Source organism: Pseudomonas sp. Arb-4-2C (genome assembly GCF_055755015.1).
This window is the reverse complement of sequence record NZ_CM146899.1, coordinates 827,271-842,282: the sequence shown is the minus strand read 5'-3', so window position 1 is coordinate 842,282 and position 15,012 is coordinate 827,271. Positions and strand designations below refer to the sequence as shown.

The following is a 15,012-nucleotide window of genomic DNA, read 5'->3' as shown; positions in this document are numbered from 1 at the left end:
GGCCTGCAGTTTAGATTTGAGTGCACCGCACGCGGCAAAGCCGCCCCACTCAACAGGATGAGCGCAAGCTCGGCTGCAGCTCTTGATCTGCAGGCCCCTTCGGCAGGCTGAGTGGAGGGGTTTATCCGGGGGTGGGAGCGCAGCGACCGTTTGGCGCAGCCAAACACATCGAGAGGAGGTGCAGCGAAGCAAACCGTAGACGATGCCCCCGGATGAAACCCGTAACGAAGGAACCCGAGCCTAAGCGAGGGCCGAACGCCGGGGCCCAGCCTTTTGGTTACTTTTTGGCGTCTGAAAAAGTGACCCGCTGTAAGAGCGGAACCGCCAGCAGCAACCCCCAAAACAACGGATATCCCCCCAATCAACAAGAACCTGGTCGGCCCGAAGGCCGCCAAGGATCAAACCTCCCGACGCACCCGGAACCAGGCCGCATACAAGGCAGGCAAAAACAACAACGTCAAAGCCGTAGCCACAATCAACCCCCCCATGATCGCCACCGCCATCGGCCCAAAAAACACGCTCCGAGACAAAGGAATCATCGCCAGCACCGCCGCCAAAGCCGTCAACACAATCGGCCGAAACCGCCGCACAGTCGCCTCGATAATCGCCTGCCAAGGCCTGATCCCGGAGGCAATATCCTGCTCGATCTGATCCACAAGAATCACCGAATTGCGCATGATCATCCCCGACAGCGCAATCGTCCCCAGCATCGCCACAAACCCGAACGGCTGCCGGAACACCATCAGAAACAGCACCACCCCGATCAACCCCAGCGGCGCCGTCAGAAACACCATCGCCGTGCGCGAGAAGCTGCGCAGTTGCACCATCAGCAACGTCAGCACCACCACAATGAACATCGGCACCCCGGCGTTCACCGAGTTTTGCCCACGCTCCGAATCCTCCACCGTACCGCCAACATCCAGCAGATACCCGTCAGGCAATTCGGCACGGATCGGATCCAGCGTCGGCTGAATCTGCTGCACCAGCGTCGCCGGCTGCTCCTTGCCGTAAATATCGGCACGCACGGTCACGGTCGGCAGACGATTGCGGTGCCAGATGACCCCTTCCTCAAAGCCGTATTCCAACGTGGCAATCTGCGACAAGGCCACACTGCGACCGTTGTCGGTCGGCACCGCCAGGCTCGGCAACAGGGACAACTCGGTACGCTCATGCACCGTACCGCGCAGCAGAATCTCGATCAATTCATTGTCTTCGCGGTACTGACTGACGCTGGAGCCGGTCAGCGAACTCTGAAGGAATTTCGCCAGATTGGCGGTGCTCACGCCCAACGCGCGGGCCCGGTCCTGATCGATGTTCAGGTACACCACCTTGCTCGGCTCTTCCCAGTCCAGGTGCACATTGACCACGTGCGGGTTCTCGCGAACCTTGGACGCCACTTTGCGCGCCAGCGCGCGGACCTCCTCAATGTGCTCACCGGTGACGCGGAACTGCACCGGATAGCCAACCGGCGGGCCGTTTTCCAGACGCGTGACCCGCGAACGCAGGGCCGGGAATTGCTCGTTCAGCGTGCTGATCAACCAGGTGCGCAGGGTCTCGCGCTCCTCGATGTTTTTCGCCAGCACCACAAACTGCGCGAAGCTCGCCGCCGGCAGTTGTTGATCCAGCGGCAGGTAGAAACGCGGCGAGCCGGTGCCGACATACGCCACATAGTTATCGATGCCGGCGTGATCCTTGAGCATCGCCTCCAGGCGTTTGACCTCAGCCGTGGTATTGGCCAGCGACGCGCCTTCGGCCAGTTTCAGATCGACCATCAACTCCAGCCGATTGGAGGCCGGGAAGAACTGCTGCGGCACGAAACGGAACAGCATCACCGACGCGATGAACAGCCCCACCGTCAGCACAATCACGGTCTTGCGGTGCGCCACGCACCACTCCACCAGACGCCGAACGCGCTGATAGAACGGTGTGCCATACGGGTCCGCCTGACCGTCAGCCGTGCCGTGTTTGGCGGCGTGAATCTTCGCCAGATCGGGCAGGAGTTTTTCCCCCAGATAGGGCACGAACATCACCGCCGCCACCCAGGAGGCGAGCAATGCGATGGTCACCACCTGAAAGATCGAGCGGGTGTATTCGCCGGTGCCGGATTGCGCCGTGGCAATCGGCAGAAAGCCGGCGGCGGTGATCAGCGTACCGGTGAGCATCGGGAATGCGGTGCTGGTCCACGCGTAGCTCGCGGCCTTGATCCGGTCGAAGCCCTGCTCCATTTTGATCGCCATCATTTCCACGGCGATGATCGCATCGTCCACCAACAAGCCCAGCGCCAGCACCAGCGCGCCGAGGGAGATCTTGTGCAGGCCGATGCCGAGGTAATACATGCAGGCGAAGGTCATCGCCAGCACCAGCGGAATGGTCAGCGCGACCACCATGCCGGTGCGCACACCGAGAGAGAAGAAGCTCACCAGCAACACGATCGCCAGCGCCTCGACCAGCACCTGGACGAACTCGCCGACCCCGGTTTTCACCGCCGCAGGTTGATCGGACACCTTGCGCAGCTGCATGCCGGCCGGGAGGTTTTTCTGCAGGCGCGAGAACTCACCTTCCAGCGCCTTGCCCAGCACCAGAATGTCACCGCCATCCTTCATTGCCACCGCAAGACCGATGGCGTCTTCGCCCATGAAGCGCATGCGCGGCGCCGGTGGATCGTTGAAACCACGGTGTACGTCCGCGACATCGGAGATGCGGAACGTCCGGTCGCCGACCCGAATCGGAAAGTTCTTGATCTCATCGACCGTCTGAAAATTCCCCGAGACCCGCAGTTGCACACGCTCGCTACCAGTTTCGAAGAAGCCGGCGGTGGAGACCGCGTTCTGCTCTTCCAGTGCTTGCTGCACGGCCGCCAGTGGCAAGCCGAGGGTGGCGAGTTTGACGTTGGACAACTCGACCCAGATCTTCTCGTCCTGCAAACCGAGCAGATCGACCTTGCCTACGTCCTTGACCCGCTGCAGCTGGATCTGGATGCGGTCGGCGTAATCCTTGAGCACCGCGTAGTCGAAACCATCCCCGGTCAGTGCGTAGATGTTGCCGAACGTGGTGCCGAATTCATCGTTGAAAAACGGCCCCTGAATCCCCGGCGGCAAAGTCTGGCGAATATCGCTGACCTTCTTGCGCACCTGATACCAGAGGTCGGGGATGTCCACCGAATGCATGGAGTCGCGGGCAATGAACGTGACCTGGGACTCGCCCGGACGGGAGAACGACACGATGCGTTCGTATTCGCCGGTTTCCATCAATTTCTTTTCGATGCGTTCGGTGACCTGGCGCGAGACCTCCTGCGCGGTCGCCCCCGGCCAGCGGGTCTGGATCACCATGGCCTTGAAGGTGAACGGCGGGTCTTCGCTCTGGCCCAGCTTGGTGTAGGACAAAGCGCCGACGATGGCCAGCAACAGCATCAGGAACAGTACGATCTGGCGATTACGCAACGCCCATTCGGAAAGGTTGAAGCGCATCGGGACTTACTCCTTGTCCGCCAGATGGACCACACGGTTGGAGCGATCCACGGGACGCACCTGCTGACCTTCGAGCAAGACATGAACGCCGGCGGCGACCACCCAGTCGCTGGGGTTCAGGCCTTCGAGCACCGGTACGCTTTTCTCGCCGAACGGGCCGATGCGCACCGGGGTCTTTTTCAACGTGTTGTTGGCACTGACGACCCAGACGTAGGTCGCGCCGTTTTCTGCGGTCAGCGCCGAGAGCGGCACCGACAACGGCACCGCATCGGCCGACTGAACAAATACCCGGGCGCTCTGGCCGAGTTCGGCCGGGACTTTGCCGCTGGTGAACGAGATGCGTGCGGCGAAGGTGCGCGATTTCGGATCGGCCGCCGGCGACAGCTCACGAATCTGCCCGGCAAAGCGCTGGTTCTGCTGCGTCCACAGTTCAACGGTCACTGGCTGGCCGACCTTGAAACGCCCGAAGCTCTGCTCCGGCAGGCTGATCGACACTTCGCGCTCGCCATCGGTGGCGAGGGTGAACACGGTTTGCCCGGCAGCGACCACCTGCCCGACTTCCACCGAACGCTTGGCCACCACACCGTCCTGCGGCGCGCGCAGCACGGCGTAACTGGCCTGGTTGGTCGAGACGTTGAATTCGGCTTTGATCTGCTTGAGGCGGGCTTCGCCGGAGCGGTAGAGGTTTTCCGCGTTGTCGTAGGCGGAACGGCTGACCATCTGCCGCTCCATCAAGGTCTTGTAGCGGTCACGCTCGGCGCGCACCAGGTTCAGATTGGCCTCGGCAGCAGCGACTTGCGCGCGGGTGGCTTCGAGTTGCAGGCGCACGTCCTGCGGATCCAGTTCGGCGAGGGGCTGATCAGCCTTGACGCGCTGACCTTCTTCGACCAGTCGTCGGCTGACTTTGCCGCCGATACGGAACGCCAGATCAGGTTCGTAACGGGCGCGAACCTCGCCAGGATAACTTTCCATCGCCTGCGCCGAAGGCTCTGGCTGCACCACCATGGCCGGTCGAATGCTGACTTGCGCCGCCTCTTCCTGACCGCATGCTGCCAACAAAAAAGCCAGGCTGACTGGCAATGCAAATGGCCACATGAAGTGCAGTGCATGACGGAACATGGTGACGGACCTTTCGCTAATGGTGCTTGGAATATTTATACTGGCCGGTATGGTATTAATAGCAAACTCACCAGTCCAGTATTAAAAGCGAAAAATGTCGAACAATCTTTCAGCTCCAAACGGCCCGGGCCGTCCGAAGGATCCGGCCAAGCGCCGGGCGATCCTCGATGCGGCGAAAACCCTGTTCCTGAGTCACGGCTACGCCAACACCAGCATGGACGCGGTCGCCGCCGAGGCCGGCGTGTCGAAGTTGACGGTTTACAGCCACTTCAACGACAAGGAAACGCTGTTCTCCTCCGCCGTGATGGCCAAATGCGAGGAGCAGTTACCGCCGCTGTTCTTCGAGTTGCCCGCCGGCATCGCCGTGGAAAATGTGTTGCTGAACATTGCCAGGGGCTTTCATCAGCTGATCAACAGCGATGAATCGGTGAATTTGCACCGTTTGATGATGGCGCTGGGCACGCAGGATCCGAAGCTGTCGCAGATCTTCTTCGAAGCCGGCCCCGAGCGCATGGTGCAAGGGATGGAACGGCTGCTGAAACGCATCCACGAAACCGGCGCCCTGAGCATCGACCAGCCGCGCAACGCGGCCGAGCATTTCTTCTGCCTGATCAAGGGCGCGGGGAATTTTCGCTTGCTGTATTGCTGCGGTGAGCCGCTGAGCGAAGCAGCTTCAGAGAGTCATGTGCAGGAAGTGGTGGAGTTGTTCATGCGGGCGTATCGGCCCTGAATTTTGCGCAGTAACGGCTGGCCCCTTCGCGAGCAAGCCCGCTCCCACACTGGATTTGTGAACGACACAGATCAGATGTGGGAGAGTCATGTGCAGGAAGTGGTGGAGTTGTTCATGCGGGCGTATCGGCCGTGAATTTTGCGCAGTAACGGCTGGCCCCTTCGCGAGCAGGCTCGCTCCCACATTTGAAATGCATTCCAATGTGGGAGCGGGCTTGCTCGCGAAGGGGGCGACTTGGTTTTAAGGTTTGAGCGCTTTCTTCGGGTAGATGTCATACCGGCTCGACTTGCCATCCAGCGCATGGCTCGGTTTCGGCCCTTCGATGCATGGTGCCTTGCGCGGGCGCTTGACCACCACGCGGTGGGTCGCCAATGCCAGCGCCGCTTCGAGCAGCGCTGGTGCATCCGGATCATCACCGACCAGCGGCCGGAACAGGCGCATCTCTTTCTTCACCAGTGCAGTCTTCTCGCGGTGCGGGAACATCGGGTCAAGGTAGATCACCTGCGGCGGCTCGCCTTCCCAATTGCGCATGACCTCGATGGAGTTGCCCTTGAGCAGCTTCATCCGCGCGACAATCGGCGCCACGTCGAAATCTTCCGCCGCCCGCGCCAGACCGTCCTCAAGCAGTGCTCCGATCAGCGGCTGGCGCTCGATCAGGCTCATCTCGCAGCCCAGACTCGCCAGCACGAACGCGTCCTTGCCCAGCCCCGCCGTAGCATCCAGCACCCGCGGGCGCACGCCTTGGGCAATGCCGACCGCCTTGGCGATCATCTGCCCGCTGCCGCCACCGTACAGACGCCGATGCGCCGCGCCACCCTCGACGAAATCCACCCGCACCGGCCCCGGTGCATCCGGACCAAGCTGCTGCAGCTGCAAGCCCTGCTCGCCCAGTTGCAAGGCGAACTCGCCGTCGGCCACCTGCATCGGCAGGCCCAGACGCTCGGCCCACTGCTCGGCTTGCGCCTCAAACGTCGGGCCGAGGGCCTGGACATGGATGCGGCAGGCCGCGGGTTGCTCAATCATGAAAACGCGCTCAAAAAAGTTAAGGATCGGCAAAAGGTGGCCGATAAACCAATCAACGCGCATTTTGCCAGAGCTGAGCGTCAACCGAAAAAAATGTCAGGCATTCTTCCCACATCGATTGGCTACATCTCGCCCCATGGCGACTTTAGCCGTCATAACACTCAAGCACTGAGCGGCGTCAGTCACCTGTGGCAGGATTTCTTTGCCCAGGCGCTGGCTGAGCAGACGAGTGATGTGGTGCCGGCCTGTGGCACGTTTCCTCCGGTTGACCTGAACAGCCCTGAAGAACCGACCCTGGGCAGCGAACTGCACGCGCACATCGTCGAGCAGCGTCAGTGCGACGTGGTCGACACTGAAGTGCGTCCGCCAGAACCGCTGTTCCTGCCAATCGCCGAATTCGAAACCGATCTGCTGGACAAGCCGTTCCCGCCGTTCCCGCCAGAAGAACTCAAGGCTCAGCAAGGGCAACAGGACTTCGACAGCAGTTGGGTCCGCCCGATCGTGATCAACAATGGTCAGCCCGTGCCAGAGCCTGGCCCGGCACCGCAGAAGAAGCCGCTGTACCTGCCGATTGCCGAATTCGACCTCGACCTGCTGCAAAAACCTTACCCGCCGTTCCCACCCGAAGAAATCGTCGAGCAACAGAAGGCTCTGGACTTCGATAACGGTTGGGCTCGCCCGATCGTTCTGCAGAACCTCCGCCTGGCCGCCTGATAGCTCAGTAGTATCTTGCCCTGCGCCCCACACTCAGCCTTTGAAAAACTGATTGGCCTTGGCGTACGGCATCGATTGCGCAGTGAAGCCGAAAGTGCCGCTGCGCTGAATTTCTTCAGCCGCGCGGAAAAACTCGCCAAACGCCGCCAGCGCCAATGCCGAACCGGTACTGATGCGCCGCACGCCCATTTCCTCCAGCTCTTGCACGGTCAGTTTCAAACCGCCGGACATCAATACGTTGACCGGTTTCGGCGCCACCGCGCGCACCACTGCCAGCACTTCTTCGGCATTGCGCAAACCCGGCGCGTACAACACGTCGGCACCGGCTTCGGCGAAGGCCTGCAAGCGGCGGATGGTGTCGTGGATATCGGGATTACCGTGCAGGTAGTTTTCCGCTCGGGCGGTCAGGGTGAATGGAAATGGCAGCGTGCGCACGGCAGCGACGGCGGCTTCGATGCGCGCCACGGCGTGTTCGAAGCAATAAATCGGCGCGTCGGCGCGGCCCGTGGCGTCCTCGATCGAACCGCCCACCGCCCCCGCCTCAGCGGCGCGCAACAGGCTTTTGGCGCATTCGGCTGGGTCATCGGCGAAACCGTTTTCCAGATCCACTGCCACCGGCAGATCGGTGGCCGCGACAATCGCCCGGACATTGGCCAGAGTCTCATCGAGACTCAAGGCGCCGTCGGCCTTGCCTTGGGAAAACGCGTAACCGGCACTGGTGGTCGCGAGCGCCTGATAGCCCAGGCTGGCGAGCATCTTCGCGGCCCCTGCGTCCCACGGATTGGGAATGACGAAAATCCCCGGACGCTCATGCAGGGCCTTGAAGGCATGGGCTTTGCGGGCTTGTTCGTGATCGGCTTGGGCGTCCATCGGCAGGCTCCTGGGCAAGAATGAAAATCCGCCTCAGAGCAGGCCAAGTTGCTCGGCGGCGGGTTCTCTGTATAGCTCAGGCAGGGATGGCAGGCCAGGCAAACGTTGCATCAGTTGTGCGTGAAAACGTTGCGCCAGCTTCGCCGCCAGGATGTTGTCGGCGGTGTGCAGGAAGATATACGGCGTACGGCCCTCTTCGATCCACTCGGCGATTTTTGCCACCCACGGCACCAGGAACGGATCGTTGGCCTCAAGCTCGGGATGGCCGATGAAACGCACCTGCGGGAACTGCGTGAATGCCGCCGGACGGGTCGGCACCCGGGGCTTTTTCGATTGCGCGTGGATCACCGAAGACTCGGTCGACAGGCAGCTGAACAGCGCTCGCGGATCAAGGCAGATGCGCTCCACCCCACGGTCCAGCAGCAGGCGATTGAGCAGACGCTCGCTCTCGCCCTTGGCGAAGAACTGCTCATGACGTACTTCCACCGCCAGTGGCCGGTCCAGCGCGTCGATGAACGCGGTCAGTTCCGGCAGTCGATGCGGGGCGAAGCTTTTCGACAATTGCAGCCACAGCGGCGATACACGCTCACCGAGCGGTTCGAGGAGTCTGACGAAGGTTTCGGCGGCGGTCAGTTGCTCGCGCAGGTCCCCGCTGTGGCTGATGTCGCCGGGGAACTTGGCAGTGAAGCGAAAGTGTTCGGGCATGGTCTCGGCCCAACGCTGCACGGTGGCTGGCGAGGGACTGGCGTAGAAGGTCGTATTGCCTTCCACGGCGTTGAACACTTGGGCGTAGAGACTGAGGAAGTCGGAGGTCTTGGCGTCTTCGGGGTACAGATACTCGCGCCAGGCGTTTTCGCTCCAGGACGGGCAACCGAGGTAGTAAGGCAACGCCATCAGATGTACAAGTCGAGGCCCAGCACATCCGCATCCCAATCGACAAAACCGGCGGTGCTCAGGTAGCTGGCCAGGGCCATCGCTACGCTTTTGCTCATCGCGCGGTGATAAATCATGTCTTGCTGACGGGCAGGCAGATTGGCCAGGCGTTGTGCGGAGGCTTTGGCAGCGCGGGCGGCCAGTTGCTCTTCGGTCGGGAATTCCAGCTCGCCGTCGATATCGTCGACGGACTCATCCAGCGCCACGTTGCCTTTGCGAGGCTTGCGCTTGACCGGGTAGGACTGAGAGGAAAGGCCGTCTATACGCATAAATTCATGCTCGGTATCGATGATGGCAATTTAGCGGCACCTGACCGACTTAGCAAATCGCCGAGTGATAACTAGAACACATAAAGCGCAAAAGGTTTAAAGCGCGGGGTTGGAAACTGACGATTGGCAGAATTTGGAATAAGCCCTCCACAATAGAAATCCGGCCTCAGCGAGCCTTGGGAGTGGCGACCTTATCGCGCAGATAAACCGGCTGCGCATCATCGGCCGGGATCGACTCACCGCGTTCCCAGGCAAACCGCGCCAGCGTCAGCAGGTCTTCAGCGTGGGGCAACATAGCGGCGTCCTGACCGCTCGGATTGACCGCGATCCGCTCGCCATAGCCCCAACCGGTACCCGCACCGAACCATGCTCCGCTGGCATCGGCCGGCAGCCCCGCGACTTCCGGCGGCAGCACCGCTTCGGCACCGACCAGGCGCATCTCGCCGGCGGTCTCGCGGTAGCAGCCCCAATACACTTCATCCATCCGCGCGTCGATGGCCGCCGCGACCTGGCTGACGCCGTGCTCGCGATACGCACGCTGCGCCAGCACCGCCAGGTTCGACACCGGCAGCACCGGACGATCCAGCGCAAACGCCAGGCCTTGCACCACACCGATGGCGATCCGCACACCGGTAAACGCGCCCGGACCACGACCGAATGCAATCGCATCCACCGCCTGCAACGTGGTGCCGGCGTCGGCCAGCAGTTGCTGGATCATCGGCAGCAGCTTCTGCGCGTGCAGACGCGGGATCACCTCGTAATGGCTCGTGACCTTGCCGTCATGCAGCAAGGCAACGGAGCAAGCTTCGGTCGCGGTGTCCAGGGCCAGCAAGGTGCTCATCGATGTATCCAAAACAGGTGGGAGAAAAAGTGCGTCAGTATAAACAACTACGGCCCGCAAGCGGGCCGTGGATGATGCAGCGAATCAGCTTTTTCAGCTGAGCGCTTCGAGCACCTTGGCGGTGATCGCTTCGACCGAACCAACACCCGGGATGTGGCTGTACTTCGGTTTGCCGTTGGCAGCGGAAAGCTTCTGGTAGAAGTCCACCAGCGGCTTGGTCTGAGAATGGTAGACCGACAGGCGATGACGCACGGTTTCTTCGGTGTCGTCCTTGCGCTGCACCAGATCGTCGCCGGTAACGTCGTCTTTGCCGGCCACTTTCGGCGGGTTGTAGACGATGTGGTACACGCGGCCGCTGGCCTCGTGAACGCGGCGACCGGCGATACGCTGCACGATTTCTTCGTCTTCAACAGCGATTTCAACCACTGCGTCCAACTCGACACCGGCAGTCACCAGCGCTTCGGCCTGCGGAATGGTGCGCGGGAAGCCGTCGAACAGGAAGCCATTGACGCAGTCTGGTTGAGCGATGCGATCCTGCACCAGCGCGATGATCAGGTCATCCGACACCAGGCCGCCGGCATCCATGATGCTCTTGGCTTGAACGCCCAGTGGAGTGCCAGCCTTGACCGCAGCACGCAGCATGTCGCCGGTGGAGATTTGCGGAATGCCGAATTTCTCGGTGATGAACTTAGCCTGAGTACCTTTACCGGCCCCGGGAGCTCCCAGCAGAATGACGCGCATCGATGTGCTCCTCAATTTTTTATATAGAAAACAACGGGATTCGCCTCTTGGGGCCAATCTCAAAAAAACGGGTCGTGGCCGCACAAACGGCCAAAGGCTGATCAAGATACACAGCAGGCTGCGCCCACACAAGACGCCAAAAGTCGGAGAAACCGGCGCCCGCCGCGACCTTGCGACCCGGTAAGCCAAGTCGCAACCCCATCATTAACTGTCGCCTGCCCGCACTTTCCACCTGTGTACAAAGCGACACCCGGCCTGTGCACCGGGTGCCTGACACCAGCACAAAAACCCTAGCCGGTATTGCGCAAACCGGCGGCAATCCCCGCCACAGACACCAGCAGCGCCTGCTCCACCGGGCTGCCCTGCTCGACATTCTGCTGCCGCGAACGGGCCAACAGTTCGGCCTGCAATAGATGTAGCGGATCAAGATAGGTGTTGCGCAGACGGATGAATTCCAAGGTGTCGGGGCTATGTGCCAGCAGTTGCGACTGACCAGTCAGGCCGAGCACCACCGCGCACGCCTGCGACAATAGGTCGCGTAACTGCGCGCCCAACGGCAGCAAGTCCGGCTCGACCAGACGCTGATCGTAAGACAGCGCAATGTCGGCGTCGGCCTTGGCCAGGACCATTTCCAGCATGTCGATGCGCGTACGGAAGAACGGCCACTGCTCGCGCATCTGTCCCAGCAATTCGCCTTCGCCGCGCTCCAGTGCCTTGCTCAACGCGGTTTCCCAGCCCAGCCAGGCGGGCAACATCAAACGTGTCTGGGTCCAGCCGAAGATCCATGGAATCGCCCGCAGGCTTTCGATCCCGCCGGCGCGGCGCTTGGCCGGTCGGCTGCCCAGCGGCAAGCGCCCCAACTCCTGCTCCGGCGTGGACTGGCGGAAGTACTCGACGAACTGCGGATTCTCCCGCACCACTGCGCGATACGCAGCAACACCGTCAGCGGCCAATTCGTCCATCAGATGCCGCCACTCGGGCGTCGGTGGCGGTGGCGGCAACAGCGTCGCTTCGAGCACGGCGGCCAGATACAGATTGAGGTTCTGCTCGGCGATGTCCGGCAGACCGAATTTGAATCGAATCATTTCGCCCTGTTCGGTGGTGCGGAACCGCCCTGCCACCGACCCCGGCGGCTGCGACAGGATCGCCGCGTGCGCCGGGCCGCCACCACGGCCCACGGTGCCGCCGCGACCGTGGAACAACAGCAGTTCGACTTGCTGTTCGCGACAGATTTCCACCAGACGTTCCTGCGCCCGGTACTGCGCCCACGCCGCTGCAGTAGTGCCGGCGTCCTTGGCCGAGTCGGAATAGCCAATCATCACTTCCTGCGGGCCCTGCAACCTGGCGCGATACCCCGGCAGCAGCAACAGACGTTCCATGACCGGCCCGGCGTTGTCGAGGTCGGCGAGGGTTTCGAACAGCGGTACCACACGCATCGGCCGCAGCACGCCGGACTCTTTGAGCAGCAGTTGCACGGCCAGCACGTCGGAGGCGGCGCCCGCCATCGAGATTACATAAGAGCCCAGCGAGGCGCCCGGTGCGGCAGCGATTTCCTTGCAAGTGGCGAGCACTTCGGCGGTGTCGGCGGACGGTTTGAAATGCGCCGGGAGCAGTGGCCGGCGATTGTTCAGTTCGCGGGTCAGGAAGCCGATGCGTTGTTCTTCGTCCCAGTCTTCATAGCGACCGAGGCCGAGGTAATCGGTGATTTCGGTCATCGCCGAGCTGTGCCGCGTCGAATCCTGACGCACGTCGAGGCGCACCAGGAACAGGCCGAAGGTCACCGCCCGGCGCAGGCAATCGAGCAACGGCCCGTCGGCGATCACGCCCATGCCACACTCGTGCAGCGAGTTGAAGCACAGCTCCAGCGGATCGAGCAGATCGCGGTTGTTGTGCAACACGTCGGCCGGTGCCGGCGTGCTGGCGCTCAGCGAGGCGTGCGCCCAGTTGCGCGTGGCCCGCAGGCGTTCGCGCAATTGCTTGAGCACCGCGCGGTAAGGTTCGGCGCTGTCACCGGCCTTGGCCTTGAGCGCGTCGCTGGCCTGCTGCATCGACAGCTCGGCGGCCAGGTGATCGACATCGCGCAGGTACAGGTCGGCGGCCATCCAGCGCGCCAGCAACAGCACTTCGCGGGTCACCGCAGCGGTGACGTTAGGGTTGCCGTCGCGGTCGCCGCCCATCCACGAGGCAAAGCGAATCGGCGCCGCCTCCAGTGGCAAGCGCAGGCCGGTGGCGGCAAACAACGCCTGATCGGCCTTGCGCATGTGGTTGGGAATCGCCTGCCACAGCGAGTGTTCTATCACCGCAAAACCCCACTTGGCTTCATCGACCGGAGTCGGCCGGGTGCGGCGGATTTCTTCGGTGTGCCAGGCTTCGGCGATCAGTCGTTGCAGGGTATTCTGGATCTGTTCACGTTCGGCGCTGGTCAGGTCGCGATGATCCTGCGCGGCGAGTTGCGCGGCGATCGCGTCGTACTTCTGGATCAGCGTGCGCCGCGCCACTTCGGTCGGGTGCGCGGTCAGTACCAGCTCGATTTCCAGGCGCGCCAGTTGCCGGGCCAGCGATTCGGCGCTGTGGCCTTCATTGCGCAGGCGGGCGAGCAGCTCCGGGAGCACACGCGACTCGAACGGCGCCGGCTGCGACTCTTCGCGGCGATGAATCAACTGGTACTGCTCGGCGATGTTCGCCAGATTGAGAAACTGGTTGAACGCCCGCGCCACCGGGAGCAATTCGTCTTCGCTCAACTGATTGAGGCTGGCGCTGAGTTCGGCGTCCATCGAGCCGCGCCGGTCAGCCTTGGCGCCCTTGCGAATCTGCTCGATCTTGTCGAGAAATTCCTCGCCGTACTGGTCTCGGATGGTGTTGCCCAACAGCTCACCCAGCAGGTGAACGTCCTCGCGCAAGCGTGCATCAATATCGGTCATCAGCAGTTCTCCAGCGGTGATCGGGACGGCTCAGAAACGAATGCTTTGCCCAGAGAGTGCCGCTCTACGGCGCTTCTTACAAGCAGACGACGAAGGGACTTTAAACCTTGGGGCTTGAAGCTAGTCTCAACAGTAAGCCGTACAACGGCTTGCCGCCGGCGCTGCCGGACACTCACCCAGGCCTGCCACGAGCAGGCGCGAATGAGGTCATCATGAAAATCCGTGAACTCGCCCAGCATTGGGAAGAAAACGCCAAAGGTCGCCTGACCGACACCGGCTACACGATTCATCTGGACGTCGAGGCCGCCGCGCGGCTGGCCGCGATTGCCGAGATGTACCCCAAACGCCACCCAGAAGAACTGCTCGGCGAGCTGATCGGTGCCGCGCTTGAAGAGTTCGAGGCGAGCCTGCCGTATGTGAAGGGTTCGACTGTGGTCGCCACCGATGAAGAAGGTGATCCGCTGTACGAAGACGTCGGCCCGACGCCGCGCTTCCTGGCGTTGTCGAGGCGGCATCTGCAGGATTTGTCGGCGGCCGCCGGTAAACAGAAACACTGACACTCCACAGATCAAAACTGTGGGAGCGAGCCTGCTCGCGAAAGCAATATATCAGTCTACTTTGACGGTGACTGGCACACCGCTTTCGCGAGCAGGCTCGCTCCCACATTGACTGTATTTCTGCCTCCAGATCGACGTTTTTTCGGTATTAGAAACACCCGCGCGTACCACTCTGCCCCGCCAAAGTTCCCGGTTTAGAGCCTTGTCCGTTTGGTCAAAAAAATTTGGGGCGATGGGCCATCTTTTCTGAACTTTTAAAAAACGCCTCCGGTCGGAACCAGTAACCACGCCTGGAACGAGCGTTTCAAAAACGCGCTTTCACACGACGCTTGCGGCTCCTCGACCAGGATGGATTTTCGGTTTTATCAGGAGTTAAACAATGGAGTTGAAGACCATGAAGACCCAAACCTCGTTCTCTCACCTGCGCGGTCTGAAACTGGCCGCCCTGGCCATCGGCACCAGCTTCGTTCTGGCCGGTTGCGCCGGGAACCCACCGACCGAGCAATACGCCGTGACTCAATCGGCGGTCAACAGCGCTGTGAGCGCTGGCGGTACCGAGTTCGCTGCGGTGGAAATGAAGCAGGCTCAAGACAAGCTCAAACAAGCCGAAATCGCCATGCACGACAAGAAGTATGACGAAGCGCGCACCCTGTCCGAGCAAGCCGAATGGGACGCTCGTGTAGCGGAACGCAAGGCTCAGGCAGCCAAGGCCGAACAGGCTTTGAAGGATTCGCAGAAAGGTGTTCAGGAACTGCGTCAGGAAAGTCAGCGCACCGTGCAGTAAGCGCGCATCCCGACCGCAAAGCTGAAACTCTTATCGATAGAAA

Annotated in this window: 13 protein-coding genes; 4 read left to right on the top strand and 9 right to left on the bottom strand. The window is 61.6% G+C overall.

Going from position 1 to position 15,012, the window contains the following annotated elements; all coding sequences use genetic code 11:
- Positions 1-398: 398 nt before the first annotated feature.
- Together AC0J41_RS03700 and AC0J41_RS03695 are read right to left on the bottom strand one after the other, a co-directional pair.
- On the bottom strand, positions 399-3,467 hold the full coding sequence (locus AC0J41_RS03700; protein WP_473014594.1) for an efflux RND transporter permease subunit: 3,069 nt from the start codon (positions 3,465-3,467) through the stop codon (positions 399-401).
- A 6-nt stretch (positions 3,468-3,473) separates the two neighbouring features.
- Positions 3,474-4,586 (bottom strand): efflux RND transporter periplasmic adaptor subunit, encoded by a 1,113-nt coding sequence (locus AC0J41_RS03695; protein ID WP_473014593.1) that lies wholly within the window; start codon positions 4,584-4,586, stop codon positions 3,474-3,476.
- A 94-nt stretch (positions 4,587-4,680) separates the two neighbouring features.
- Between AC0J41_RS03695 and AC0J41_RS03690 the strand changes: the two genes are divergently transcribed.
- Entirely contained in the window at positions 4,681-5,316 is a 636-nt protein-coding gene (locus tag AC0J41_RS03690; protein ID WP_473014592.1) for a TetR/AcrR family transcriptional regulator, read from the top strand.
- A gap of 240 nt (positions 5,317-5,556) precedes the next feature.
- Here AC0J41_RS03690 and AC0J41_RS03685 read toward each other — a convergent pair whose 3' ends face one another.
- Entirely contained in the window at positions 5,557-6,339 is a 783-nt protein-coding gene (locus AC0J41_RS03685; protein ID WP_025112239.1) for a class I SAM-dependent methyltransferase, read from the bottom strand.
- A 93-nt stretch (positions 6,340-6,432) separates the two neighbouring features.
- Here AC0J41_RS03685 and AC0J41_RS03680 point away from each other — a divergent pair, with 93 nt between their 5' ends.
- Positions 6,433-7,053, top strand: a complete 621-nt coding sequence (locus AC0J41_RS03680) for a hypothetical protein (RefSeq protein WP_025112238.1) — start codon at positions 6,433-6,435, stop codon at positions 7,051-7,053.
- Between the two features lie 33 nt (positions 7,054-7,086).
- On the opposite strand, the gene AC0J41_RS03675 is transcribed toward AC0J41_RS03680, so the two are convergent.
- The 6 genes from AC0J41_RS03675 to ppc all read right to left on the bottom strand — a co-directional run bounded on the left by AC0J41_RS03675 (position 7,087) and on the right by ppc (position 13,628).
- Positions 7,087-7,923 carry an isocitrate lyase/PEP mutase family protein gene (locus AC0J41_RS03675; RefSeq protein ID WP_473014591.1) on the bottom strand — a complete coding sequence of 279 codons (837 nt, stop codon included), beginning with the start codon at positions 7,921-7,923 and terminating at the stop codon, positions 7,087-7,089.
- 33 nt (positions 7,924-7,956) lie between these two features.
- Positions 7,957-8,817: a DUF72 domain-containing protein gene (locus AC0J41_RS03670; RefSeq protein WP_473014590.1), complete on the bottom strand. Its 861-nt coding sequence runs from the start codon at positions 8,815-8,817 to the stop codon at positions 7,957-7,959.
- Positions 8,817-9,125 (bottom strand): hypothetical protein, encoded by a 309-nt coding sequence (locus AC0J41_RS03665; RefSeq protein ID WP_025112235.1) that lies wholly within the window; start codon positions 9,123-9,125, stop codon positions 8,817-8,819. The genes AC0J41_RS03670 and AC0J41_RS03665 overlap by 1 nt, the downstream gene beginning before the upstream one ends.
- 166 nt (positions 9,126-9,291) lie before the next feature.
- Positions 9,292-9,966, bottom strand: a complete 675-nt coding sequence (gene tsaB / locus AC0J41_RS03660; RefSeq protein ID WP_473014588.1) for a tRNA (adenosine(37)-N6)-threonylcarbamoyltransferase complex dimerization subunit type 1 TsaB — start codon at positions 9,964-9,966, stop codon at positions 9,292-9,294.
- Between the two features lie 93 nt (positions 9,967-10,059).
- The gene (adk, locus tag AC0J41_RS03655; RefSeq protein WP_025112233.1) at positions 10,060-10,707 is read right to left on the bottom strand and encodes an adenylate kinase; all 648 of its coding nucleotides are present in this window, start codon (positions 10,705-10,707) and stop codon (positions 10,060-10,062) included.
- Positions 10,708-10,997: 290 nt separating this feature from the next.
- Positions 10,998-13,628 carry a phosphoenolpyruvate carboxylase gene (ppc, locus tag AC0J41_RS03650; protein ID WP_025112231.1) on the bottom strand — a complete coding sequence of 877 codons (2,631 nt, stop codon included), beginning with the start codon at positions 13,626-13,628 and terminating at the stop codon, positions 10,998-11,000.
- Between the two features lie 212 nt (positions 13,629-13,840).
- Between ppc and AC0J41_RS03645 the strand changes: the two genes are divergently transcribed.
- Together AC0J41_RS03645 and AC0J41_RS03640 are read left to right on the top strand one after the other, a co-directional pair.
- Positions 13,841-14,185 (top strand): hypothetical protein, encoded by a 345-nt coding sequence (locus AC0J41_RS03645; protein WP_003222064.1) that lies wholly within the window; start codon positions 13,841-13,843, stop codon positions 14,183-14,185.
- A 379-nt stretch (positions 14,186-14,564) separates the two neighbouring features.
- On the top strand, positions 14,565-14,969 hold the full coding sequence (locus tag AC0J41_RS03640; RefSeq protein ID WP_025112229.1) for a DUF4398 domain-containing protein: 405 nt from the start codon (positions 14,565-14,567) through the stop codon (positions 14,967-14,969).
- The last annotated feature ends 43 nt before the right edge of the window (positions 14,970-15,012 follow it).

Excerpts from the sequence above, each read along its gene's own strand:
- AC0J41_RS03700 (WP_473014594.1), bottom strand. The coding sequence starts at position 3,467 with ATGCGCTTCAACCTTTCCGAATGGGCGTTGCGTAATCGCCAGATCGTA.
- AC0J41_RS03695 (WP_473014593.1), bottom strand. The coding sequence starts at position 4,586 with ATGTTCCGTCATGCACTGCACTTCATGTGGCCATTTGCATTGCCAGTC.
- AC0J41_RS03690 (WP_473014592.1), top strand. The coding sequence starts at position 4,681 with ATGTCGAACAATCTTTCAGCTCCAAACGGCCCGGGCCGTCCGAAGGAT.
- AC0J41_RS03685 (WP_025112239.1), bottom strand. The coding sequence starts at position 6,339 with ATGATTGAGCAACCCGCGGCCTGCCGCATCCATGTCCAGGCCCTCGGC.
- AC0J41_RS03680 (WP_025112238.1), top strand. The coding sequence starts at position 6,433 with ATGTCAGGCATTCTTCCCACATCGATTGGCTACATCTCGCCCCATGGC.
- AC0J41_RS03675 (WP_473014591.1), bottom strand. The coding sequence starts at position 7,923 with ATGGACGCCCAAGCCGATCACGAACAAGCCCGCAAAGCCCATGCCTTC.
- AC0J41_RS03670 (WP_473014590.1), bottom strand. The coding sequence starts at position 8,817 with ATGGCGTTGCCTTACTACCTCGGTTGCCCGTCCTGGAGCGAAAACGCC.
- AC0J41_RS03665 (WP_025112235.1), bottom strand. The coding sequence starts at position 9,125 with ATGCGTATAGACGGCCTTTCCTCTCAGTCCTACCCGGTCAAGCGCAAG.
- tsaB (WP_473014588.1), bottom strand. The coding sequence starts at position 9,966 with ATGAGCACCTTGCTGGCCCTGGACACCGCGACCGAAGCTTGCTCCGTT.
- adk (WP_025112233.1), bottom strand. The coding sequence starts at position 10,707 with ATGCGCGTCATTCTGCTGGGAGCTCCCGGGGCCGGTAAAGGTACTCAG.
- ppc (WP_025112231.1), bottom strand. The coding sequence starts at position 13,628 with ATGACCGATATTGATGCACGCTTGCGCGAGGACGTTCACCTGCTGGGT.
- AC0J41_RS03645 (WP_003222064.1), top strand. The coding sequence starts at position 13,841 with ATGAAAATCCGTGAACTCGCCCAGCATTGGGAAGAAAACGCCAAAGGT.
- AC0J41_RS03640 (WP_025112229.1), top strand. The coding sequence starts at position 14,565 with ATGGAGTTGAAGACCATGAAGACCCAAACCTCGTTCTCTCACCTGCGC.